Origin of the sequence: Polynucleobacter sp. AP-Melu-500A-A1 (genome assembly GCF_018882125.1) — a bacterium.
GTDB lineage: Bacteria > Pseudomonadota > Gammaproteobacteria > Burkholderiales > Burkholderiaceae > Polynucleobacter.
In genome coordinates, this window is the sequence record NZ_JACVOZ010000001.1 from 490,651 (window position 1) to 514,541 (window position 23,891).

Genomic DNA, 23,891 nt, shown 5'->3' on the forward strand with positions numbered 1-23,891 from the left:
AAAGGCATATGACTACGGCGAAGAAGGCCTCCAAAGTATTAGACCCAGCGTCTATGGCAGACCCTTTGATCTCATATTCAGCAGATCACTTAGCCAATCAATTCTTAATTGCAATGCCAGGGATGGTGGACTCCGATTTTGCGGGATCTGTTATCTACCTTTTTGAGCATAACCAAAGAGGTGCGATGGGCTTAGTAGTGAACAGACCAACTGAGGTCAATCTTGGAACTTTGTTTGACAAAATAGAACTCAAATTAGAAATCGCACCTTTGTTAGATCAACCGGTTTATTTTGGTGGCCCAGTGCAAGTAGAGCGCGGCTTTGTATTGCATGAACCAAACCCTTTAATTTCTTATAGCTCTTCATTAGTTATTCCTGGGGGTTTAACCATGACTACCTCTAAAGATGTGCTTGAAGCCGTTGCCAGCGGAAGTGGGCCTAGAAAATTTTTAATGACCCTAGGTTATGCAGGCTGGGGTGCGGGGCAGCTCGAAGAAGAGATCACGCTCAATGGCTGGATGAATGTTCCCCTCTCACGCGAGCAAATGAGTGAGATTCTATTTAATACGCCTTATACCCAGCGTTATCAAAAAACCATGAGTCATTTGGGTTTTGATTTATCCGATCTCTCGGGTGAGGCAGGGCATGCCTAAGCCGATGACGGTGATGGCCTTCGATTACGGTACTCGCCGTGTGGGTGTGGCAGTTGGAAATTCAGTCACCGGGAATGGGCAGGCATTAAAAACCATTGCCGCTACCAGTACTGAAACTTTATTTAAGGAAATTGAAAACCTTTTAAAAGAGTGGCAGCCAGATTATTTGGTAGTTGGTAAGCCCGTTCACCCTGATGGTGCTGAGCATGCCATGACCACCAAGGCCACTCGCTTTGGCAACCAATTGCATGGCAGATTTAATCTTCCAGTAGAGTGGGTGGATGAGCGTTATACCTCTGCAGTTTTGGAGGGTGAATCAGATATGCGGGACAATCTAGATGCGCATTCTGCAGCCTTGATCTTGGAACAGTACTTTTCAGAGCTGTCTGCAAAAGCAATGCTAAAGAGTGTGAGTTAAAGATAGATGATGAGTGGCGGAGCCCCAGAATGAACGCTGAAAAGTTATACGAAAAGTTACTTGAAAATATGCGCCAAAGGCAGGCGGGCTCATTTGAGCTAGCCGGCTTAGCCATGGGCGGCGCTTGGATTGCAGAACGCTTAGCTAGAGATCTGGGCTTGCCACACTTCGGAGTGATTAATGTGGCTTTTCATCGGGATGATTATGCTGAAAAAGGCATGACTGCTCTGCGGACCGCCAGCACTATGCCGACCAATCTTCCGTTTGATGTCAACGGTGCCAATATTATTTTGATTGATGATGTGCTCTTAACGGGTAGAACAGTACGCGCTGCTTTAAATGAATTATTTGACTTTGGCCGTCCCGGACAAGTCGAGTTAATGGTACTTGCTGACCGTGGAAAACGAGAGCTTCCAGTTGCTGCTAATTTTGTAGGAGAAAAAGTTCAGGTGCCTGATCACCAAATTCTGGTTTTAGAAAAAGATGCCGCTGGTAAGTTCAGCTTTCAGCTTGAGGAGCGCGCAGAATGAGTGCAGCAAATAAAGAAGCGAGCCAATTCGTGAACCAATTTAATGCTGCTGGGGAGTTAACGCATCTTTTGACCCTAGAAGGATTACCTAAAGAGCAGATTGTGCATATTCTGGATACCGCTCAGCAGTTTGTGAGTGTTACAGACCCTTCTAGAGAAGTGAGGAAGGTGCCCTTACTTCGTGGTAAGAGTGTTTTCAATCTGTTCTTTGAAAACTCTACTCGCACCAGAACTACGTTTGAGATTGCTGCCAAACGTTTATCAGCCGATGTCATTAACTTGGATATCTCGACCTCATCAACTGCTAAGGGCGAGAGTTTGCTCGATACCATTGATAATTTGGTGGCGATGCAGGCCGATATATTTGTAGTGCGCCACAATGTTTCTAGGGCGCCTATAGAAATAGCAAATCATGTCCCCTCGCATGTACACGTAGTCAATGCGGGTGACGGCAGTCATCAACACCCCACTCAGGGATTGTTAGATATGTACACCATGCGTCATTTCAAGCAAGACTTTCGTGGTTTAAAAGTAGCCATTATTGGTGACGTGGTTCATAGTCGAGTTGCTAAATCGAATATCCATGCACTAACGACCTTGGGTTGCGAAGAAATTAGAGTCATTGGACCTGAGAGCCTATTGCCTAGTGATTTAGATATGTTGGGCGTGAAGGTCTTCCATAATATGGAAGAGGGCTTGAAGGGGGTGGATGTAGTGATGACCTTGCGTATCCAAAAAGAGCGTATGGAAGTGGGTCAGGTTCCCGAGGGCGATGCCTTTTTTAAACAATATGGCTTGACATCTAGCCGCTTAGCACTCGCAAAACCAGATGCCATCGTCATGCATCCAGGGCCAATGAACCGTGGGGTCGAGATTGATTCAGTGGTTGCTGATGGTCCACAATCGGTCATTCTCAATCAAGTGACCTTCGGCATTGCAGTGCGCATGGCAGTAATGTCCATCCTTGCTAGTAACTAGAAGGCTGCGGTGAGTATTTCTCAAACGGCAGCGGATGCTGTGCAAATTCCCAAAGTACAGCAGCAAAAGCGTTGGCTAATTCTGACGCATGCTTTCAATATGGATGGCCGTGCTGCAAGCTTAACGATTACCGACAAAATTCCCTATTTATTAGATGCTGGTATTGAGCCTATTGTTTTTAGTGCGATTACCGGGATTAAAGATCAACGCTTTGTGCACCAACAGTTTTTAGCTTGGGGCCCTTCGGGTTTTCGTTTTGACTTTCGTCATTGGGTTGCCAATAAATATGGGCGCGGACTTTTTTATAAGATCACGACGCGCTCCGTTTCCTTATTGCTCGCACCGCTCATTGCGATCGAAAAGCTTGTCTTGGGTTACTCCAGTCAATGGTCTTGGGCACTGCCAGCCTTTGTTCATGGCAGAAAGCTGATTAAAGAGGGTAAGGTTGACGTTGTCTTTTCAGTAGGCAGCGCATGGTCTGCCCATTTAGCGGGTGTCTGGCTCAAAAGAGCTACTGGGATTAAATTGATCTCTGAAGTGCATGACCCCTTGGTCATTCGTCAAAGTCCTGGTGATGATGGCGCAGTAAAGCCACAGAATCGTGATGCGCGCTTTCGCCATTTTCTAGAGAGTCAGTTGTGTAAATATTCTGATTTTGTTTGGTGGTTTACCGATGGCGCGTTGCATTACGCCAAGGTTCGCAATACCAATCTCAATTCCCCAGGTAATGCTCATGGCTTTGTTGTGATGCCTGGCGCAGAGCCTCCAGGTGCTAAGAAGATTCAAGCGGGACATACTTATTCAGAACATTTAAATTTATGCCACTTTGGTTCATTGGCAAAAGACCGAAGCCTATCAGTGATCTTGAAGGTATTAAATGAATTACTAAAAAAATATCCACAGGCAAGATCAGCTATTCGTGTGCATGCTTATGGCGCCCCTTTGGATAGCTATACAGAGCAAGCCATTGAGGAGTATGGATATCAAGATGTTCTTCTTGCTCACGGGCGTCTTGAAAAAGATCCCGTTACTGGCTTATCAGGGCGTGAGCGCGTAGTGGAGAAGATGCAAGAGGCTGATGTCCTAATTCTGCTGCATGGCACGGGTGAAGAGTGCGCTGAATATATTCCCTCAAAGTTTTATGACTACCTCTGGGCGCAGCGCCCAATATGGGCAATGACCCATCGTAATCCTCAGCTAGATCAAATGCTACTCGAGCGTAATGCTTATTTGAGTATTAGCGCAGATGAGGCAAGCCTGGCAATGACGCTTGAGAAAATCTGGCTTGATTGGCAGCAAAAAAATCTGAATCAAGTGAGCGGCACTCCCATTGGAGTAAATCAAGCAGTTAAGAAAATTCTAGAGACTGCTGCAATCTAAAGTTAAGCTCTGCCGTATTGGTCTTCGAAACGCACAATATCATCTTCACCTAGGTAGTCTCCTACCTGAGCTTCAATGATCACTAGGGGTATATCGCCCAAGTTCGTCAATCGATGCTGCGTTTCTTTTGGAATATAAGTCGACTCATTGGCATTGAGATGTAGAACCTTGTCGCCATTGACGATTTCAGCTTTGCCAGTAATCACGACCCAATGCTCATTGCGATGATGGTGCATTTGTAAGGAAAGTTTGCCGCCTGGGTTCACCACAATCCGCTTGATCTTATAGTCTGGACCTTCTTCGATCACGGTATAAGTGCCCCATGGGCGGTGCACTGTGCTGTGATAGATAGCGCGCTCATCTTTATCTTTATTCAGAGCATCAACTACTTTTTTGATGGACTGAGAGTTTCCCTTGGCGCTGACAAGTAAAGCGTCAGGTGTATCAACGATGATGAGGTTGTCTATGCCAACGGCAGCAATGAGGCGCTCGCGCCCAAAAACAAAATTGTTTTTAGAGTCTACAAAAATAGCCTTGCCTTCCGCGGCGTTACCATTCTCGTCCTCTGGAAAGTGCTTTGCCATAGCATCCCATGAGCCCACGTCATCCCAGTCAAAGCTGGCATTAACAGAGACGACATTAGGCGCTTTTTCCATAATGGCGTAATCGAGAGAAATATCTTCGATGGCCGCCATAGTAGTTTTGTCTAAGGTAAATGAATCAACAGCATCAGCAGGATTACTTGCTGCCCAACAGGTTTGAACTTGCTTGGCTAAGTTTGGTGCGATGTCATTAGCCACTTTAAGTAAGGTGTTCGGTGTGAAACAGAACATGCCTGAGTTCCAATGGAAATTTCCGGCGGCAACATATTGTTCGGCTAAAGCCATCGCTGGCTTTTCAACAAACTGCTCAACGATGCGACCTTCAGCATTTCCAGGGGTGCGCGCTGGATTGCCGAGCTTCAAATAGCCGTAGCCCGTTTCAGCATGGGTTGGCGGAATACCAAAAGTAACCAAGTTGCCTGCCATTGCAAAATCAACAGCCTTGGCTACAGCCATTTCAAAACCGACTTTGTCATGAATGACGTGGTCAGCGGGCAGCACCAACATCGGAATATCTCCACGACCCGCATTTTTAGCAGCTAGTGCAGCAAAGAGTACGGCTGGTGCAGTATTACGACGCAGGGGCTCAATAATGGTGAGATTGGCCTCTTGCTCAGAATCTTTTAAATCTGCTTGAACCTGAAAGCCAAGGCTTTCTGAAGTAACAACACACAGCCAAGGATTAGAAGACTCAATGCGATTGGCAGTTTCACTTAAGAGTGACTGTTGGCTGGCAACCGGCATAAAAACCTTAGGACGGTTTTCTCGGGATACTGGCCACAAACGGGAGCCTGCTCCCCCACAAATGATTACCATCGAAAAATTTAGTTTCATGAACAAATTTTACCTAAAGAAAAAGGGCAGAAAGGAGCGCAAGGGACCCCTTGCTGTATTGCTTTACCTACTTATTATTTCAAGGTCGGTGCCACGTGCTCCAAGAACCAGCTATAGGCATCTTGGATGCCAGGGCGCAGGGCAATCTCCGCCTTCCAGCCCAGGGCATTGGCTTTACTCACATCCAGCAGTTTTTGTGGGGTTCCGTCTGGTTTTGAGGTATCAAACTGCAATTGGCCTTCAAATCCGACTACTGCGACTACTTCTTCCACCAGTTCGCGGATAGTGATGTCATTGCCACAGCCAATATTCACAAAAGAGCCGTCATAGCCTTGCTCCATGAGCTGGACGCAAGCTCTGGCCATATCGTCCACATGCAAGAACTCACGACGAGGCTTGCCAGATCCCCACACCATTAAATGCGGGTCTTTACGCAATTTCGCTTCATGGGCCTTGCGGATCAGTGCAGGCAATACGTGGGAGTTGTTTAAATCGTAGTTATCGCCAGGACCATAAAGATTGGTTGGCATGACGCTCACATACTTGGTGCCGTACTGACGGTTGTAGTTCTCACACAACTTGATGCCCGCAATTTTGGCCAAAGCATAAGGCTCATTGGTTTGCTCCAGTGGGCCTGTGAGTAAATACTCTTCTTTAATTGGCTGTGGGCAATCTCTTGGGTAAATGCAGCTTGAGCCTAAGGACATCAGGTTGTTAATGCCGGCTTGATAAGCACCATGCGTGAGGTTGCACTCAATCATGAGGTTTTGATAAATAAAGTCAGCGCGGTAAATATTATTCGCCTGGATACCGCCCACTTTTGCAGCGGCGATAAAGATGTAGTCAGGTTTTTCAGTAGCTAAAAAGGAATGCACTGATGCTTGATTTAAAAGATCAAGTTCAGAGTGCGTGCGGGTGATGACATTGTTATAGCCACGGGATTTGAGTAGGCGGGTAATGCCACTACCCACCATCCCACGATGACCTGCTACATAAATCTTGGCGGTTTTATTCATTGCGACTTAAAGTGGTGTAGCCGTGTTTCTTGACTAATTCATCACGCTCCGCACCTTTTAAGTCTTCGCGCACCATCTCTTTAACGAGATCTTGGAATGAAGTTGCTGGTACCCAACCCAATTTTTCTTTGGCTTTAGTAGCATCACCCAAAAGTGTTTCTACTTCGGTTGGGCGGAAGTAACGTGGGTCAACAGCCACAATACACTTACCGCTAGCGTCATAACCCTTTTCCTCAACGCCAACGCCCTTCCAGGTGATCTTCATGCCGAGCTCTTCAGCCGCGTAATCAATAAATTGACGCACGCTGTACTGAACGCCAGTAGCAATCACAAAGTCTTCTGCTTGTTCTTGTTGGAGCATGAGCCACTGCATCTCAACGTAGTCACGGGCATGACCCCAGTCACGTTTGGCATCTAAGTTACCCAGGTACAAACACTCTTGCAGGCCCAACTTGATCCGCGCTAGTGCACGGGTAATTTTGCGTGTCACAAAAGTCTCGCCACGAATTGGGCTCTCGTGGTTAAACAAGATCCCATTACACGCATACATGCCATAGGCTTCACGATAGTTCACAGTGATCCAGTAAGCGTAAAGTTTTGCTACTGCGTATGGTGAGCGTGGATAAAACGGCGTGGTTTCTTTTTGCGGAATTTCTTGGACCAAGCCATAGAGCTCAGAAGTCGACGCTTGGTAAAAACGGGTTTTCTTTTCTAGTTTGAGGATGCGAATCGCTTCTAAAAGACGCAGTGCACCTAGTGCATCTGAATTGGCTGTGTACTCAGGCTCTTCAAAAGAAACCGCTACGTGAGACTGCGCGGCTAAGTTATAGATCTCATCAGGCTGAGTTTGCTGAATGATGCGAATCAAACAAGTGGAGTCAGTTAAATCTCCATGATGCAAAGTGAGCTTTGAGCCTGGAATATGCGGGTCATGGTAAAGATGATCAATACGGTCAGTATTAAAAAGTGAGGTGCGGCGTTTAATCCCGTGTACTTCATATCCCTTTTTCAGTAAAAACTCGGCTAAATACGCACCATCTTGGCCAGTAATACCTGTAATCAGGGCAACTTTTGATTTTGACATGGGGATTTTCTTAGATTTGGATTAAACAGTTAATTACGCAGTAAATGGGCTATTGTAAATTGTTTTAAATGCCAGCTTCTAGCTAGCAAGCCATTAGAAACACAAGCAAATACAATGGGATGGCTCAGAAAGCAAATTTTACAAATACCGAGGATAAATATTGGTTGCTGTGCCTGTAAAAGCTGAACGCGGTAGAGGGGTCTTGCGCAAGCTCGATCGCTGGATTGGCGTGCCTGTTTTGTTTGGGCTATCTCTTTTAAGGTCTAAAAAGACAAAACCTGAGCATATTCAAAGCATTGGGCTGTGCATTTTTGCTGCCATCGGCGATGCCTTATTGGCCTCATCCTTAATTGCTGATCTGCGCAAAGCCTTTCCTGGCTCAAAAATCACGGTTTTTGCAACCCCAGCCAATGCCTTAGCTTTCGACCTCATTACTGGTTATGACGATCTGGTGTTGGTGCCTATTACTCAACCTTTAGCGGCAATGGAACGGGTCCGCGCCCACCCAGTCGATGTTTTGATTGATAGCTCCCAGTGGTCCAGAATAGGGGCCCTAGTCACCGCTTTCAGTGGCGCCCGTTGGACGGTAGGATTTGAGACAAAGGGCCAAAATCGGCACTTTTCCTATGATTTTTCAGTGAAACATAGCCCAAACCTCCATGAATTAGACAATTTTAGGGCTTTGTTGGCTCCACTCGGAGTTAATGCAGCTTCAATGCCGCCAATTGATTATTCAACTTTTGGCAGTATTAATTGCTTAAATATTAAGCAACCCTATCTCGTTTTGCACCCCTGGGCTAGTGGCAACCACTTTGAATTGCGTGAATGGCCAACATCTTCCTGGGCGGCACTAGCCTGCAGGGCTATTGCTTCTGGATACGGCGTAGTGATTACTGGCGGATCCGGAGATCTGGATCGCAGCAATGTACTGTGTCAAGAAATCAATCGGATTCTCGATGGGTTGCCATCAGAGTCCCTGCTCAATTTGGCAGGAAAAGCCAATCTCATGACGACTGCAGCTTATTTAAATGGGTCATCAGGAGTAGTGGCGGTCAATACTGGAACGATGCATCTTGCTGCTCTCTTGGGTAAACCATTGATTGCCTTACATGGCCCAACCGACCCTAAACGTTGGGGTCCTATTTATCCTGGCCATTCCAATGGCGACAATACTGTTGTACTGGGACCAGGACCGGATGAGGGTGGCGCTTATCTGAATTTAGGTTTTGAATACCCTGACAATCCAACTTACTTAATGGATCAAATTTCTGTAGAGGCGGTATTGGCTGCCCTTCGCAAATTTTCCTTAAATATCGAGTAGTACTGCAAAATACGACGATGGCTGCATCCTACATTATTAATTCCTACCTGATTCGCATCTTTGATTTTGTCGCGATCAATTTGGTGGGGCTGTGCACTTTCTTTGCCATTCAGTTTTTTAAAGATCCCGATCTAGACTTACAACGCTATGCCTCTTTGATGGTCTTGGCGAGTTTGGCGTATTTATTTTTAACGAATCGTGCATACCGCTCATGGCGTGGCGGCAATTTAATGGCGCTCTTTGGTCAAGTGGCCAGCGGTGTTTTAAAGACTTGGATTTTGATTCTGATTTGGTTGGTGTTTAGTAAATCTACGGAAATGTACTCTCGACTCTGGTTGGGGTCTTGGGCCATCATCAGTCTTTTTGTTTTATGTGGCAGCAGACTAGTTAGTTATATCTTGATTCGTCGTTATCGCAGCAAAGGTATTAATCTCAGACACATTGCGATTGTGGGTTCTGGCGGAACTGCAGATGAGATCGCGCGCCGCATTCATGAGTCACGCTGGTCCGGGTACCGAGTACAGACTCAATTACGAGATTTAGATGCCGAAAAATTATCGGAATTGGCAAAGCAGCCACTCAATGAAATATGGCTCGCGTTACCTATGGGCGATGGTTCTCAGATGCGTATGGTGATGGAGCATTTGCAGATGAGTACCGCCACCATTCGCTTTGTGCCAGATTGGTTTTCATTCCGCCTCATTAATCATGGCGTGAGTGAGGTACTGGGAATGCAGATGATTGATTTATATGGCACCCCCATGACGGGCATGAATCTCTTTCTCAAATCGATGGAAGACTTTTGTTTATCTACCCTGATTTTGATTTTCATTAGCCCTCTGATGTTGATCCTTGCAATTGGCGTCAAGCTTAGCTCGCCTGGCCCAGTCCTATATCGTCAGGAGCGGGTGGGCTGGAATGGTGAAGTCTTTGAGATTTATAAATTTAGAACTATGCCGGCGGATCTTGAAGACGGTAAGGTTGTCTGGGGTGGTTCTGCAGGCAAGTCAGTAACACCGTTTTCAAAATGGCTGCGTTCCACCAGTCTCGATGAATTGCCACAGTTTTTTAATGTTCTCCAAGGCAAGATGTCGATTGTGGGACCAAGACCAGAGCGCCCCGTATTTGTAGAGCAGTTCAAAAAAGAAATCCCAGATTACATGAAGAAGCATTTGGTCAAGGCAGGAATTACAGGCTGGGCACAGATTCATGGCTGGCGGGGCGATACCGATCTCAATGCGCGCATTGAGCATGACCTGTATTACATTGAAAATTGGTCGCTTTGGTTGGATCTGAAGATTATTTTCTTTACGATCTTCCGCGGCTTCGTTAATAAAAACGCGTACTAGCTATTCGTACTCTCTTGCTCCAACAGCATGGTGTTGAGCAAAGCAATACAGAAGAACAAAATCTCAATCGTATGTTTACTGCTAACTTCAGCAATCGTGAAGGTCAGTAGTAAATCTGCAGCAATCCAAATGACTACCAATCGATTGGCTGAATTGCTTTTCAGGGCCAAGACGATGGTAGAAAGTAGGGCACCTAAAGTCAGGATTAGACCTGGTATGCCAAAGGCTAAACCAAGATCGATCCAAGCACTATGTGATGATCGAATCATGGCCTCTGGATAGGACTGGCGAATCACCTTCCCTAGAGAGTGCTCCAGCATTCCGTAGCCCAAAGGATTTTTGGAGAGTGATTGAATGCCTGCTGTAGCCCAGGCGGCGCGCTCATAATTATTGGGATAAACAGGCTCACCAGTAGCGGTATTGGGATAGCCATATTTTTTAACGTCCTGCCAATGAGGCACTTCATCAATTTTGACGGCAACCGTGATGTCATCAACAAAGTGAGCCCACCCACGATTAATGCTCAAGTGCTGCTGTACAAAAATCACAATCAGAATCGCTGGAACCAAGGTGGCTAAACCGATTTTCCAATCGAGTTTGCCAGAGCGAATTTGCTGGCGCAATTTTGAGATCCCAATGTAGAGTGCCCAGCTTGCAATCAGGATGATGCCAACACCAACGCCATTGCGAGTATCAATAACGGTGGTGAAAGAAAACAGAATAGCGAGTACACCTAATAGCCAATAAACGTAAATGAGCCAGGAATAATGAGGGCGGTTATATATTAGTGAGCCGGCGGAGGAACCGCAGATGGCGCTAATAAATAAGCCGCCCATAAGTACCGTATTAATTTTGTTGCCAAAGGGGCTCGAAAAATAATAGTTCGGCATAAAGGCTTTGCCGGTCTGAAAAAACATTTCTAGGTAATGAACAAGTAGGTAAATAAATCCACATAAAATGCCAAACCATAAAAACTGCGCACGGCGCGGGTAGTCTCTTAAAACGAGTCCGGTAGCTGACCCAATCAGAATAGCCTCCAAAACGCGCACCCAGGTGCTGGTAAGTTCTTGGAATTGTTGCCCAGGCTCAGAACTAAAGAACAGATAGTGAATGACTACCCAGATCAGCATTCCAAAGGAGAGTGCAATAGGGGCATATCGACCAAAGACAAAGCCTGTTGAGCTTGTTGATTGCGCTTGGCCTTGTTTTGAATATTGCCTCACTAGCCAGAGGGCCAAGAGGGTGCCTATGGCCAAAAGTGCATTACGCAGGGCAATCGTATTCGTGAGGGACCAAATCGCCAGTAAAGCGCTACTAATAAAGATGATCAAGGCGCTCAAAATGGAGAAAGAGCGGTTTGAGCCAATAGGTTTCATATAATCAAATAATAACGGCTAAATTGGGAAAATCAGCTTCCCACCCCTTTATCGATCCACTCGGGGGTTGATGATGGAGAAGATTTCCAGGATTTCCGAGTTAATCAAGTATTTACATTAGCGGATAAATTGCAATGATTCTTTTAACGGGTGCCACTGGCTATATCGGCTCACATACATGGCTTGAATTGCTGCTCGCAGACAATCGCGTTATAGGTTTGGATAACTTTATCAATTCCAGTCCACTCGCTTTATCTCGGATTGAGTCTCTGGCTGGTCAAAAATTAGAATTTATTGAGGGCGACGTTTGCGATCGTGCCTTTCTGGAAACGGTCTTTAATAAATATCCCATTAAAGGGGTAATCCATTTTGCTGCCTTAAAAGCGGTTGGTGAATCTGTTGATCAACCACTGCGTTATTACCAAAACAATTTAGGGGGCCTGTTTACTTTGTTAGAAGTCATGCAGGCTCACAACTGTAAGAATTTTGTCTTTAGTTCTTCTGCAACGGTCTATGGTGACCCAAGCGTCGTACCTATTAATGAATCCTCACCAGTACAACCTACCAATCCCTATGGTCAAACTAAGTTGATGAGTGAGCAGGTCTTACGTGATGTAGAGGTATCCGATCCAAGTTGGCGTGTGGCCTATTTACGTTACTTCAATCCAGTCGGCGCCCATGAGTCAGGATTAATCGGTGAAGATCCTCGCGGCATTCCAAATAATCTTACGCCTTTGGTTGCACGGGTAGCCGCTGGCAGAATGCCGGAACTGAAGGTGTATGGAGATAACTGGTCTACCCCAGATGGCACGGGTGTTAGAGACTATATCCATGTGGTGGATTTGGCGCAGGCGCACGTGAAGGCGGTGGAGTATTTATTGGCTGGACGTGATTCTTTGACGGTGAACTTGGGAACAGGACAAGGCTATAGCGTGATGGATGTGCTCAAAGCCTATAGTGATGTTGTGGGACGACCCATTCCCTATCAAGTGGTTGATAGAAGGCCAGGCGATATCGCTACTTGCTATGCAGACCCTTCTTTAGCTGAAAAACTACTAGGCTGGAAAGCGTATCGCAATTTAGATCAAATGTGTGCCGATAGTTGGCGCTGGCAATCTCAAAACCCGATGGGTTACGAATCCTAAATGGCAGTGGATTTCGTTCTATATTGCAAATCGTATCGACGCGATTTGTTGCGCGTAAAACGTTTGCTCGAATCTATTCGTAAGCACAATATTGAATCGATTCCTTTTTACATCTCTACCCCCCTAGAAGATCGGGATATTCTATTTACGCTCTTGGGGGAGAACCAGGGTTATCAGTGGATTGCAGATGAGGCGATTATTCAAGCAAATCCCCGTGCGCCAAAAGATATTCAGAAGACTAGGTCAGGCGGTATTGCTCAGCAGGTGATTAAGTCTGAATTTTGGAGATTGGGCCTAGCAAGTAATTATTTATGCATTGATTCAGATAGTATTTTTATTCGGGATTTTGGTAAAGCCGATTTTCTAGCTCCTGATGGTTCGCCCTATACAGTGCTGCATCAAAATAAAGAACTGTTTCAGATCGCAACGAATCGGGGCCATCTTCGGGTTGAAAAAGAGTTACGTAAAGAAGCCCAAACCGTCAAAGCCTTGTTTGGCAGGGTTGGCCCAAATTACTACTGCGCTCCAGCCCCTTTTATTTGGTCAGCTAAGGTGTGGGAGTCTTTAGATCTGCAGTATTTGCAACCTAAGGGCATAACACTTTGGGATTTAATTACGCCTGAACATCCAGAGACGCTAATCTATGGCGAGACTTTGCTCAAATACCAAGCGATTCGGGTTCGAATGATTGAACCCTTGTTCCGGATTTATCACTATGACTGGCATTACTATCTGTCACGTCGCTTAGGCGAGACTCAAGAGAAGTTGAAGCAAAACTTTATGGGTGTGATTTATCAATCCGCTTGGGAGTCAGAGTTAGATTACGGTGCCTCCACCAAGTCTTTGCCCTCAAGATTATTAAAACGAAGCAAACGCTTCTTACGTCTTTTGCAAAGTTATCTCTAATTGACTATGAATGACATTGCCAACACCAAAGACCTGATGCAGCCCATAAATAGAGAAGGTAAAGACATGCCTTTGGTTAGTGTTTCCATGCCAGTTTTCAATTCTGAGCGCTATATTGCTGAGGCAATCGAAAGTGTCTTGGCACAAACCTATAGTAATTTTGAGTTAATCATTGTCGATGATGGTTCTAGCGATCGCACGCGCGAGATCATTGATCAATTTACAGACAAACGCATTATTAAGGTCTACTCCGATCAAAATCGTGGCTTGATTACTACCCGCAATCTGATTGCTGGTATGGCCAAAGGGAAGTACCTTGCCTTATTAGATGCAGATGATCGCGCCTTCCCAGAAAGGCTTGCGCTCCAGGTCGACTTTTTAGAAAACAACTTCGCAGATTTATGTGGCGCCGACCATTTCACATTGAATCAAGTGACTGGTGAGCGCAAAAGTTCTAAGCAACGTCACTCGAATGCCGATATTCAGGCCTTGTTGAGTGTGTGCAGCCCAGTATGCAATCCTGCCATGATGGGTAAGCTCGAGATATTTAAGCAGTTCCCTTATAAGGCTTCATATATGCACGCTGAAGACTATTGCTTGTGGACTGAGATTGCCCTAGCCGGATATCGTTTTGCCAATATCAGAAAGAAGCTAATTACTTATCGTTTGCACTCTACTCAAACAAGTGTGAACCATCTTCAGGCTGCACGTAACGTATTTTCGAATGCGCAGGCCAGTTACTTAAAAATGCTTGGAATCCCGGAGAATTGTTTGCCTAGGCCTTTACCTTTTTATGAGCGCCTAAAGTATGGCGTGTCTTTTATTAAGCTTATGAACGAGCGTATTCCCAACATCTCTATCGGTGCCAATATGGAGTTGTATGCCCGCTTTCAGTTTCGGGGCAATGGCTTGTGGACTCCCTTGACGCGTTTCGAGCGTATCTGCGTTGCTCTCTATGGCAGCCTTGTGGGCCGCTCTGGGAAGTAAGGCAATAGTTTAAGCAGGAATTCTTTGCCAGTTCGCTGGCAAGAGGTTGGATAGATCAAGACTGCTATCGCTAATCCAGCGATTAGGAGTCACTACCAAACCACTGCAATCTTGTTTAAGCCAAGCACCCCACCAACTTAATGAGCTATTCGCGATGATGTGATGCTTGCATGCATACATGAGCTGCAATTCTTGGGCGGCAGCATCTGCTTGCAAGGAGTTCTCTACAAAGGTAATTTTGAGATCTTTCGGTAGAGCTTCTTTAGCCCAAGGTAGATCATCTGAAAAAATAAAAAAATGGGCATTGGGTTTATTGAGTAGTAGTAACTCAATTGCCTGCTCGTAGTAGCTTAAGGCTAATGCCTTATGAAACTTTGCTGCCGAGGGGGAGTGCACATAATCGCCTCTGCGAATATGGACCATGACAGACTCACTAGAGTATATATTCTCTAGATAAGCTTGGTAGTGATCAGCAATTGATCTTTTGGTTTTAAATTCGGATTGCAGTACGGGGCGAATAGCTTCTAGGTATGGGAAAGCTTGCCAATAACCAAAAAGATAAAGATCGCGTTGATGCATTGCCTTTAAGCGCAAGAGTCCTTCATCAAACCCAAAAGCATTTTGTTGGTAATAGATAACAGGTCCAAGAGAAAGCCATTTTTGTACTGCTCTCATTAGCCTATCAGGCCTTTTAGGGAAGGCAACTTTACTTATAGGGACTTCTTGGATATTGAGCAGATCTAACTGATAAGGACGCGGCGTAGTTTCTGCTTGCGGCACACCAAACCAAGAACGATCAAGCAAAAAGGTGCTTTGATAATGTTCGGAGAGGGCTCTAGCAATCGCATATTGAAACATTTGATTGCCTAGACCGCCCTGGAGATAGGTGTAAATGGCCATAACCCTATAATTAGACCATTAACAATGAAGTACTTACCTAGGCATCGATTCATGCTGGTGCTTTTAGAAACGTAACCTTAAGTGAGCGGCCTGCTATGTTAGTTGGAGGGATTGTCGGATGGGAGGAGGGTCAAGATGATCTATTTAATCCTCAAAGCCCTCGAAATCGCGACGATTGTCTCGAGCCCTTCAGGGTACTGCAGGCTAAGGCTGCCGAGCAGGGTATTGAACTTCACACGCTAGATGTTCTCCAGCAAAAAGGGATTGCGCCCAATTTCACGTTGTATGTAGAGGCGGTGCCATTCAGTCCGATCGAGAATTGCAAGAACTATCTGATTCGTTTTGAAACAGAGCTCACGGTTCCCATCAATGGGGATGCGGATTATCTTAATCAATTTGATGGCATCTTTACGTGGGATCAAGCCTTACTGAATACCAATTCAAGTGACTCACTCAATCAAAGAACAGCCTTAGTTCCCAAATTCCCGATTGTCTACCCTAACGTCTTACCAGCGCAATTTAGAGTAAACGAGATCATTAATCCAGGCTTTACTAATCGCAATCTCTTTTGTGTATTGATTGGCAGTAATCGCCATGCCAATTTGCCCGATGCCAGAGAGTTGTATTCAGAGCGAGTAAAAGTCATTCGCTGGTTTGAATCGTACGCCCCAAAAGATTTTGCATTGTTTGGTAATGGCTGGCTGGTGCCTCAAAAGCGTCTAGGCAATTTAGGTAAGTGGCGTTACCGATTAGAGAAGGTTCTCCCATTTTTATTGGGGCAATCAGTTTTTCCAAGTTATCAAGGTTCCGCAAAGAATAAGTTTGAAGTATTAGCCAAAGCGCGTTTTTGTATTTGTTTTGAAAATGCTAAAGATATCCCCGGCTATGTCACTGAGAAGCTATTTGATTCTTTATTTGCGGGTTGCGTGCCTATTTATTGGGGTGAGCCAAATATTCAAAATATGGTTCCCAGCAGTTGTTTTATTGATTTCCGCCAGTTTTTGATTGGCCCAGATCCTTATCGGGATTTGTATCAATACATCAGTAAAATGACTGAGCAGGACTATATTGCTTATCAAGAGGCAGGCAAACAGTTCTTGGCTTCATCAGCATTTAGGCCGTATAGCTCAGAGGCATTTGCAGATGCCATTTTAGGACCACTTCAATTATGATTTTAGTTACTGGCGGCGCAGGCTTTATTGGAGGCAATTTTGTATTGGATTGGCTGGCTAATCCGAATGCCGAGGGCATCGTCAATTTAGATAAGCTGACCTATGCGGGTAATCTTGCCACTTTAGAATCTTTGAAAAAAGATTCTCGGCATATCTTTATTCATGGTGATATTGGGGATAAAGAACTAGTCACCAAATTATTAAAAGAGCATCAGCCTCGAGCGATTGTGAACTTTGCAGCAGAGAGCCATGTGGACCGATCTATTCATGGGCCTGCTGAGTTTGTACAAACCAATATTGTTGGAACCTTCAATTTATTAGAGTGTGCACGCGAGTATTGGAATGGTCTTGAAGGATCTGCTAAAGAAGGCTTTCGCTTTCATCACGTTTCCACGGATGAGGTTTATGGCTCCTTGTCGATGATAGACCCTGCATTTACAGAAACCAATTCATACGAACCGAATAGTCCTTACTCTGCTTCTAAGGCAGCATCAGATCACTTAGTGCGCGCTTGGTTTCATACCTATGGTTTTCCAGTGGTGACGACCAATTGTTCTAATAACTATGGCCCTTATCACTTCCCAGAGAAGTTAATTCCGCTAGTTATTCTCAATGCATTCAATGGCAAGCCATTACCTATTTATGGTGATGGGCAACAAATTCGTGATTGGCTCTATGTAGGTGACCATTGTTCAGCGATTCGCGAAGTATTGGCAAAAGGGCAATTAGGAGAGACTTATAACATCGGCGGCTGGAATGAAAAAGCCAATATTGATGTGGTGAAAACGATCTGTACTATTTTGGATGAGCTTAAGCCACGCACAGATGGAAAATCGTACGCAGAGCAGATTACCTTTGTAAAAGATCGTCCTGGACATGATCGCCGCTATGCCATCGATGCGAGTAAGGTAGAGCGAGACTTAGGCTGGCGCCCAGCTGAAACCTTTGATACTGGTATTCGTAAAACGATTCAGTGGTATTTGGACAACCCAGTCTGGATTGAGGGCGTTGTCAGTGGCTCTTATCGTGACTGGCTGCAAAAGCAGTACAACTAAGTTATCAAAGAGCCAAAGCATCACGCATGAATATCCTCATCTTTGGTAAAGACGGACAATTAGGTAAAGCCTTTCGCGCCTTAATCGATAACACAAACCTATCTCAAGATCATCAGATCCAATATGTGGGGCGCGATGATTGCGATCTGTCGCAAATTGAAAAAGTAAACGCTGTATTAAATGCTACCAGACCTGATCTCATCGTTAATGCTGCCGCCTATACGGCAGTAGATAAGGCTGAGGCCGAAGTGGAGCTAGCGAATGCTATTAATGCCAGAGCACCCGAGCTGATGGCGCAATATGCTGCTACTCATGGCGCTACCTTCTTGCACTACTCTACCGATTACGTTTTTGATGGCAGTAAAGCTGGGTTTTATACAGAGAATGATGTCCGTAATCCACTGGGTGTGTATGGTAAGAGTAAGGCTGCGGGCGAGGCGGCAATTGAAAAGGCTTTCTCAAATGCAACTTGTGGTCAGTACGCGATCTTTCGCACTAGCTGGGTCTATGGTGCTGGCGGTAATTTCATTAAAACGATTTTGCGTTTGGCAAAAGAGCGCGAAGAATTGAAAGTGATTCAAGACCAACTTGGTGTGCCTACCTCTGCTGATTGGCTGGCTAAACTGAGTTTAGATTTAGTGCTTAATTCAAATGGTGAGTTGAGCAAATTTGATTCAGGTATCTATCATGCAGTTCCTCCTGGAGAAACCAATTGGCATGCTTTAGCCTGTTTAGCACTAGAGGCTGCGACTAATGCAGGTGCCAATTTAAAAGCTTCTTCAGGTGCAATTAAGCCCATCATGGCAGTGGAGTACCCATTACCAGCGCCCAGGCCCATGAATTCACGGATGGCTACTGACAAACTCAGACAGGCGATTGCCGCTACTGGGGATGTGTCAAAATTACAGCAATGGAATAAACCCTGGTCTGATGATGTTTTGGCTTATGTGCAGCAATTGGCTAAAGACGGCCTGATATAAAAAGTAGATAAAAATGGCAATTAATCGTAAAGGCATTATTTTGGCTGGAGGGTCTGGAACCCGTTTGTATCCAGTGACTCAAGCTGTCTCAAAACAGCTCATGCCGGTATACGACAAGCCCATGGTTTATTACCCACTCACGACTTTGATGCTGGCTGGTATCCGAGATATTTTGTTAATCTCTACCCCTCATGACACCCCCCGTTTTTCTGAGCTCTTGGGTGATGGATCGCAGTGGGGCCTCAATATCCAGTATTGCGTTCAACCCTCACCAGACGGTTTGGCGCAAGCTTTTACTCTAGGTAAAAATTTTGTAGGCAATGATCCTAGCGCTTTAGTACTTGGCGATAATATTTTTTATGGTCATGAGCTCGTTGGGCAGCTTGATAGTGCCAACCTAAGAACTAGCGGTGCTACGGTCTTTGCTTATCATGTCACTGATCCAGAGCGTTATGGCGTAGTTGAGTTTGATCAGAATTACAAAGCGCTGTCAATTGAAGAGAAGCCTGCTAAACCCAGAAGTAACTATGCAGTTACAGGCCTATATTTTTATGACAATCAAGTTTGTGATGTAGCTGCAGAGATTAAACCCAGCGCGCGTGGCGAACTAGAGATTACTGACATCAATCGTTTCTATCTAGATAAAAATGAACTCAATGTCGAAATCATGGGTCGTGGTTTTGCTTGGTTAGATACCGGTACACATGATTCTTTATTGGATGCCGCTGGATTTATTGCCACCTTGCAAAAACGTCAGGGCCTAATGGTTGCTTGCCCAGAAGAGATTGCTTACCGCCAAGGTTGGATTAGCGCAGAAGTAGTCCAAAAGGTGGCTGCCCAGTTGAGTAAAAACAGCTATGGCCAATACCTAAATAAAATTTTGCATGAGCTTAATACCTCAGCCCAACCAATTTCTTTATCTCATAAGAAATAAAGGAAACTTCGTTTGACTGCTACGCACCCAAAACTCCAAGTGACGCCAACAGCGATTCATGATGTATTGATTATTGAGCCCAAGGTATTTGGTGACGAGCGTGGTTGGTTTACGGAATCGTATAACGCACAAGATTTTTTAGACGCTACTGGTCTGACAGTCGACTTTGTTCAAGATAACCATTCTTTTTCAAAGCAATGGACTTTGCGTGGTTTACATTATCAGTTAGAGCAAGCTCAAGGCAAGTTGGTACGCGTTGTTGCTGGTAGCGTATTTGATGTGGCAGTAGATATTCGCAAATCATCACCTACTTACGGTAAATGGGTCGGGGTAGAGCTTAGTGCGGATAATCACAAGCAGATGTGGATTCCGGCAGGTCTAGCCCATGGTTTTTTAGTTCTCTCGGAGTCAGCTGAGTTTTTATACAAAACTACTGACTACTATCATCCGCACAGCGAAGTCTGTCTGGTTTGGAATGATCCTACTGTTGGGGTGCAATGGCCATTACCAGCAGGAGTTACTCCCAATATGAATGCCAAGGATCTCCATGGTCTGGCTTGGGATGCAGCCCCGAAGTTTTAAATCTGTGCTGTATTAAAAGATAAGATAATGCTCACATGAGCACTGCATCGCCCAAAATCCTCTTAGTCAAACTCTCGTCTTTGGGAGACGTTCTGCACAATCTCCCCCTGGTCTGGGACCTACGGGCACGATTACCGAATGCCCAAATTGATTGGGTGGTTGAAGAGGCTTATGTTCATTTGCTCGAGCCCCTGATATCTAAGGATGACTTTAGGGGAATCGATCGCATTATTCCCTTTGGATTGCGTCGCTGGAAAAAACATCTTTTTGAGCTTAATAGTTGGCAACAATTTTTTGCTTTCAAAAAACAACTGCAAGAAGTCACTTACGATACGGTTATTGAGACCCAAGGCTTACTCAAATCTGCGTTGGTATGTGCCTTAGCAAGGAAGGCTCCAGATGCAGTAGTGGCTGGCTTTGCAAATGCCACAGAGTTTTCAGGATATGAGCCTATTGCGAGGACTTTTTATAATCACTCCGTACAAGTTCCGATACATTCGCATGCAGTAGATCGTTCCCGTTTAGTCATGTGCTCTGCATTCGATTGGCCTGCAATCAAGCGCACAGATACCCCACAGTTTTATGGATCAACAATTCAGTTCGGTTTAACCAAGCCTGCAATCCCAGAATTAAAAACACCATATGTATTATTTTTTCATTCGACTGCGAGAGCAGCAAAGCGTTGGTCAAATGATGCTTGGATTACATTGGGAAAAGAGATGGGGAGCCGAGGATATCAAGTCGTTTTGCCATGGGGTAGTCCTGCCGAGAAGGCTGTGAGTAAGGGGTTAGCCAAACAGATACCCAATGCTTTGGTACCCCCAGCCTTTTCTATTGAAGATGCATTTTCAGTGATTGCAGGTGCGGCCCTTACAGTAGGTGTTGATACGGGCTTAACCCATTTGGCTGCCGTATTAGGCTTGCCTACTGTGGAAATCTATTGCGATTCACCGCTCTGGAAGACCGAGGGTTACTGGGCTTATCACATTCGTAATGTGGGGGATATTCAACATCCACCGAGTACAGAAGAGGTTATCAAGTCCTCTTTAGAGTTACTGACTAGACCTACTGAATGAGCCAATTGCTTAAGTGCTTAGCGTAGCAAAGTATTGATGGCGATTAGATCTTCATCAGACAGCGAAGCCGCTTGCGCTTTTAATTTAATGGCATTGAGGATCGTGTTGTAGCGCGCTTGTTGTAACTGGGATCTCGTATTGATCAAAGTATCTAATGCAATGAGCACATCGATATTAATCAAAGTTCCCACCTGAAATCCGAGCTTACTAGATTCTAGGGCTGAAGTAGATGAGCGCTCAGCTGCTTCAAAGGCCTTCACACTTGCTAGGCCACCATAAAATCCAGTAAAGGCCGCACGCGTACTTTGTGCTGCAGTTCGTCTTGCATTATCAAAGTTCGCTTTAGCAGTATCTACGAGAGCCGCATTCTGACGAATTACTGAGCTGGCATAACCACCAGATACCAAAGGAATATACATTTGCAAGGCGATGGTGTTGTTATAAACATTTGAGTTGTTGGGTTGATAGCTATTGGGTGTACCGTTTGAGGTATTAAATCCACTAGTACCCACTAAGTTAATAGAAGGATAGTTCAAAGCTTGTGAGCCACGATAAGTACTCTCAGCAAGATTAACGCTGAGCTGACTTGCCAAGACGCTAAAGTTAGCCGACTCCGCTTGCTTAATCCAGTCATCCAATGTTTGGCCTGGCGGCAGTTGTGGATTAACACTATCAGTGATCGGAATATCTTTCGCATCCTTATTTTTGGAACGTGGATCTTTTAGGACCCCATCAATTTTTGCCTCTTTGGTGAGCGGCTTCAGGGCGCCTACAGGACGACCAACTAATTGCTCAAGCACACCACGTTTGACTACCAGATCAGCTTGTGCTGCAATTTCCTGTGAGTTCGCTAAGTCCAAAGCTGCTTGCGCAGTGTTGACGTCCACGATCGTAGCAAGTCCCGCATCAAACTTGGCTTGCGCGATTTCGAGTTGCTGTTTGATCAAACTCTTTTTGTTGCGGAAAAGCTCAACGTTATCTTGACTAGTGAGTGCATCGAAATATGCCTGCGATACCCGAATAATTAAATCTTGTTGAGCTAAATAAAAGCGCATGTCTGCTAACTTCGTATTTAAATCACCCTGCTTAAATGCTTCGAGTGCAGTCAGATTAAATAACGGCTGTGTCAGTGTGACGGTATAGTTCTTTTGATCAAAGACGCGTGAGTTACCGGTGCCAGGGGCCACTACTGTAGTACCTTGACCATGTTGGTAATAACGTGTGCCACCAGGTGTTGCATTCGCCTGAGGCAGTAAGAGTGACAGACCTTGCCAATAGACTTCTTTGCTCGCTTGATAGTTTGAGCGAGCAGCATTGAGAACGGGGTCGCTAAATGCAGCCTCTTGATAAAGTGAAATTAAATCGTTCAGACGACTCTTATCAATATTTACTGAGCCATTGATGTTGACATTCGAAGGCGTCGCTTGGTCGGGTAAGGCTAATTTCGGGGGCGCAATAAATTGGGGCGGTTTATCAAGACCAGTTAAAGAGCTGGCGCTAATTGGGGTTGGCAAAGAAGGAGGGGCTCCAGTTGCAGCTTGCGCCAAAACATTAGAAGAACCAAGCCCAAGGCCGAGCGCTTGACTCAGGATTAAGCTAATCGCTGTTATCTGAGAAGGGTGGGGGCGTCTTGGAGTCATGTAATTCAAATGCTTTTTTAATGTGCCATGCAGTTTAAGGCTAATTTATTCAAATTGCTTATTTCTGATGTATTTTGCCAAATAGTCTAAAACTTTCCTGGATGCCTATAAAATTTAGCCCATGGATCTAATTTTGTTGGCTAAAGCTGTAATTCTGGGGGTAGTTGAGGGCTTAACGGAGTTTTTGCCGATCTCCAGCACGGGGCATCTGATTTTGGTTGGGGATTTACTTAATTTCAATGACGATCAAGGCAAAGCTTTTGAGGTCATTATTCAGTTTGGCGCTATTTTGGCGGTTTGCTGGGAGTTTCGAGAGAAGCTCTGGAGCGTAGCCTCCTCTTTTAAAGCCAGCCCTCAGTCTCGCCGCTTTGTTCTCAATCTCATCATCGCCTCAATTCCGGCGATGGGCTTGGCCTTTTTATTTGGTAAGTATATTAAGGCAGTCTTATTTGCCCCCATCCCAGTGGCTAGTGCATTTATTGTTGGCGCCTTGGTGATTTTCTGGGCAGAACGTCGACAACTTCACTTAAGTCCTTCGGAAAGGGCGATCCACTCCGTCGATGACTTGACCTACTTAGATGCGTTGAAGGTGGGTTTGGCGCAATGTGCCGCTCTCATTCCCGGTACGTCACGATCAGGTGCAACCATTATTGGCGGGATGCTATTTGGTATTCCTAGAGTTGTTGCCACGGAGTTCTCCTTTTTCTTGGCGATCCCCGTCATCGGTGGTGCTACTGCTTATGAGCTGCTCAAGCTTTGGAAGTCTCCAGTGGATTTCTCGGGAGAATATAGCGTAGCTATTGTGGTGGGCTTTATCGCTGCCTTCATCTCCGCTTTTATCTGCGTACGCTGGTTAATTCGCTACGTGGGGCATCATAACTTTGTGCCATTTGCTTGGTATCGCATTGCTTTTGGCTTATTGGTTCTCATCACTTCATATACCGGCTTGATTGCCTGGTCTCATTAATTTACGC

The 23,891-nt window shown here is 45.3% G+C and carries 23 protein-coding genes; 17 read left to right on the top strand and 6 right to left on the bottom strand.

Annotated features, from left to right (window positions below; translation table 11 throughout):
• Positions 1–53: 53 nt before the first annotated feature.
• Genes ICN38_RS02635 through ICN38_RS02655 form a run of 5 tightly spaced genes read left to right on the top strand, consistent with a single transcriptional unit; the run spans position 54 to position 3,958 of the window.
• Positions 54–653 (top strand): YqgE/AlgH family protein, encoded by a 600-nt coding sequence (locus ICN38_RS02635; protein WP_255562696.1) that lies wholly within the window; start codon positions 54–56, stop codon positions 651–653.
• Positions 646–1,071: a Holliday junction resolvase RuvX gene (gene ruvX / locus ICN38_RS02640; RefSeq protein ID WP_216254711.1), complete on the top strand. Its 426-nt coding sequence runs from the start codon at positions 646–648 to the stop codon at positions 1,069–1,071. Before ICN38_RS02635 ends, ruvX begins: the two co-directional genes overlap by 8 nt.
• 29 nt (positions 1,072–1,100) lie before the next feature.
• Positions 1,101–1,601, top strand: a complete 501-nt coding sequence (gene pyrR, locus ICN38_RS02645; protein ID WP_216254714.1) for a bifunctional pyr operon transcriptional regulator/uracil phosphoribosyltransferase PyrR — start codon at positions 1,101–1,103, stop codon at positions 1,599–1,601.
• Positions 1,598–2,578, top strand: a complete 981-nt coding sequence (locus tag ICN38_RS02650) for an aspartate carbamoyltransferase catalytic subunit (RefSeq protein ID WP_216254719.1) — start codon at positions 1,598–1,600, stop codon at positions 2,576–2,578. Before pyrR ends, ICN38_RS02650 begins: the two co-directional genes overlap by 4 nt.
• A 9-nt stretch (positions 2,579–2,587) precedes the next feature.
• Positions 2,588–3,958 (top strand): hypothetical protein, encoded by a 1,371-nt coding sequence (locus ICN38_RS02655; RefSeq protein WP_370624353.1) that lies wholly within the window; start codon positions 2,588–2,590, stop codon positions 3,956–3,958.
• A gap of 2 nt (positions 3,959–3,960) precedes the next feature.
• Here ICN38_RS02655 and ICN38_RS02660 read toward each other — a convergent pair whose 3' ends face one another.
• The 3 genes from ICN38_RS02660 to gmd form a co-directional block, all read right to left on the bottom strand.
• Positions 3,961–5,394 carry a mannose-1-phosphate guanylyltransferase/mannose-6-phosphate isomerase gene (locus ICN38_RS02660; protein ID WP_255562675.1) on the bottom strand — a complete coding sequence of 478 codons (1,434 nt, stop codon included), beginning with the start codon at positions 5,392–5,394 and terminating at the stop codon, positions 3,961–3,963.
• 74 nt (positions 5,395–5,468) lie between these two features.
• A complete protein-coding gene (locus tag ICN38_RS02665) occupies positions 5,469–6,410 on the bottom strand; it encodes a GDP-L-fucose synthase (RefSeq protein WP_216254722.1) in 942 nt (313 codons plus the stop codon).
• Positions 6,403–7,494, bottom strand: a complete 1,092-nt coding sequence (gmd, locus tag ICN38_RS02670; protein WP_216254725.1) for a GDP-mannose 4,6-dehydratase — start codon at positions 7,492–7,494, stop codon at positions 6,403–6,405. The genes ICN38_RS02665 and gmd overlap by 8 nt, the downstream gene beginning before the upstream one ends.
• Positions 7,495–7,663: 169 nt before the next feature.
• Here gmd and ICN38_RS02675 point away from each other — a divergent pair, with 169 nt between their 5' ends.
• Positions 7,664–8,815 carry a glycosyltransferase family 9 protein gene (locus ICN38_RS02675; protein ID WP_216254728.1) on the top strand — a complete coding sequence of 384 codons (1,152 nt, stop codon included), beginning with the start codon at positions 7,664–7,666 and terminating at the stop codon, positions 8,813–8,815.
• Between the two features lie 17 nt (positions 8,816–8,832).
• Entirely contained in the window at positions 8,833–10,164 is a 1,332-nt protein-coding gene (locus ICN38_RS02680) for an undecaprenyl-phosphate glucose phosphotransferase (RefSeq protein WP_216254732.1), read from the top strand.
• Here ICN38_RS02680 and ICN38_RS02685 read toward each other — a convergent pair.
• Positions 10,161–11,540, bottom strand: a complete 1,380-nt coding sequence (locus ICN38_RS02685) for a hypothetical protein (RefSeq protein WP_216254735.1) — start codon at positions 11,538–11,540, stop codon at positions 10,161–10,163. The genes ICN38_RS02680 and ICN38_RS02685 overlap by 4 nt on opposite strands.
• Before the next feature lie 134 nt (positions 11,541–11,674).
• Between ICN38_RS02685 and galE the strand changes: the two genes are divergently transcribed.
• The 3 genes from galE to ICN38_RS02700 are packed head-to-tail and all read left to right on the top strand — an operon-like array spanning position 11,675 to position 14,578.
• A complete protein-coding gene (gene galE / locus ICN38_RS02690) occupies positions 11,675–12,685 on the top strand; it encodes a UDP-glucose 4-epimerase GalE (protein ID WP_216254737.1) in 1,011 nt (336 codons plus the stop codon).
• Entirely contained in the window at positions 12,686–13,591 is a 906-nt protein-coding gene (locus ICN38_RS02695) for a DUF6492 family protein (RefSeq protein ID WP_216254738.1), read from the top strand. It abuts the gene before it with no gap.
• 6 nt (positions 13,592–13,597) lie between these two features.
• On the top strand, positions 13,598–14,578 hold the full coding sequence (locus ICN38_RS02700) for a glycosyltransferase family 2 protein (protein WP_216254741.1): 981 nt from the start codon (positions 13,598–13,600) through the stop codon (positions 14,576–14,578).
• 9 nt (positions 14,579–14,587) lie between these two features.
• Here ICN38_RS02700 and ICN38_RS02705 read toward each other — a convergent pair whose 3' ends face one another.
• On the bottom strand, positions 14,588–15,478 hold the full coding sequence (locus ICN38_RS02705; protein WP_216254744.1) for an alpha-1,2-fucosyltransferase: 891 nt from the start codon (positions 15,476–15,478) through the stop codon (positions 14,588–14,590).
• Between the two features lie 95 nt (positions 15,479–15,573).
• Between ICN38_RS02705 and ICN38_RS02710 the strand changes: the two genes are divergently transcribed.
• Genes ICN38_RS02710 through waaC form a run of 6 tightly spaced genes read left to right on the top strand, consistent with a single transcriptional unit; the run spans position 15,574 to position 21,277 of the window.
• The gene (locus tag ICN38_RS02710; protein ID WP_216254747.1) at positions 15,574–16,650 is read left to right on the top strand and encodes a glycosyltransferase family 10 domain-containing protein; all 1,077 of its coding nucleotides are present in this window, start codon (positions 15,574–15,576) and stop codon (positions 16,648–16,650) included.
• Positions 16,647–17,705, top strand: coding sequence for a dTDP-glucose 4,6-dehydratase (gene rfbB / locus ICN38_RS02715; protein ID WP_216254750.1), 1,059 nt, complete (start codon positions 16,647–16,649; stop codon positions 17,703–17,705). Before ICN38_RS02710 ends, rfbB begins: the two co-directional genes overlap by 4 nt.
• A 26-nt stretch (positions 17,706–17,731) precedes the next feature.
• Positions 17,732–18,685: a dTDP-4-dehydrorhamnose reductase gene (gene rfbD, locus ICN38_RS02720; protein ID WP_216254753.1), complete on the top strand. Its 954-nt coding sequence runs from the start codon at positions 17,732–17,734 to the stop codon at positions 18,683–18,685.
• A 19-nt stretch (positions 18,686–18,704) separates the two neighbouring features.
• On the top strand, positions 18,705–19,619 hold the full coding sequence (rfbA, locus tag ICN38_RS02725; protein WP_216255212.1) for a glucose-1-phosphate thymidylyltransferase RfbA: 915 nt from the start codon (positions 18,705–18,707) through the stop codon (positions 19,617–19,619).
• Positions 19,620–19,631: 12 nt separating this feature from the next.
• Positions 19,632–20,201, top strand: a complete 570-nt coding sequence (rfbC, locus tag ICN38_RS02730) for a dTDP-4-dehydrorhamnose 3,5-epimerase (RefSeq protein WP_216254756.1) — start codon at positions 19,632–19,634, stop codon at positions 20,199–20,201.
• Between the two features lie 35 nt (positions 20,202–20,236).
• Positions 20,237–21,277, top strand: a complete 1,041-nt coding sequence (gene waaC / locus ICN38_RS02735; protein ID WP_216254759.1) for a lipopolysaccharide heptosyltransferase I — start codon at positions 20,237–20,239, stop codon at positions 21,275–21,277.
• 17 nt (positions 21,278–21,294) lie between these two features.
• On the opposite strand, the gene ICN38_RS02740 is transcribed toward waaC, so the two are convergent.
• A complete protein-coding gene (locus ICN38_RS02740) occupies positions 21,295–22,917 on the bottom strand; it encodes a TolC family protein (RefSeq protein ID WP_216254762.1) in 1,623 nt (540 codons plus the stop codon).
• Between the two features lie 121 nt (positions 22,918–23,038).
• On the opposite strand from ICN38_RS02740, the gene ICN38_RS02745 reads away from it, so the two are divergent.
• On the top strand, positions 23,039–23,884 hold the full coding sequence (locus tag ICN38_RS02745) for an undecaprenyl-diphosphate phosphatase (protein WP_216254765.1): 846 nt from the start codon (positions 23,039–23,041) through the stop codon (positions 23,882–23,884).
• Positions 23,885–23,891: the final 7 nt, after the last annotated feature.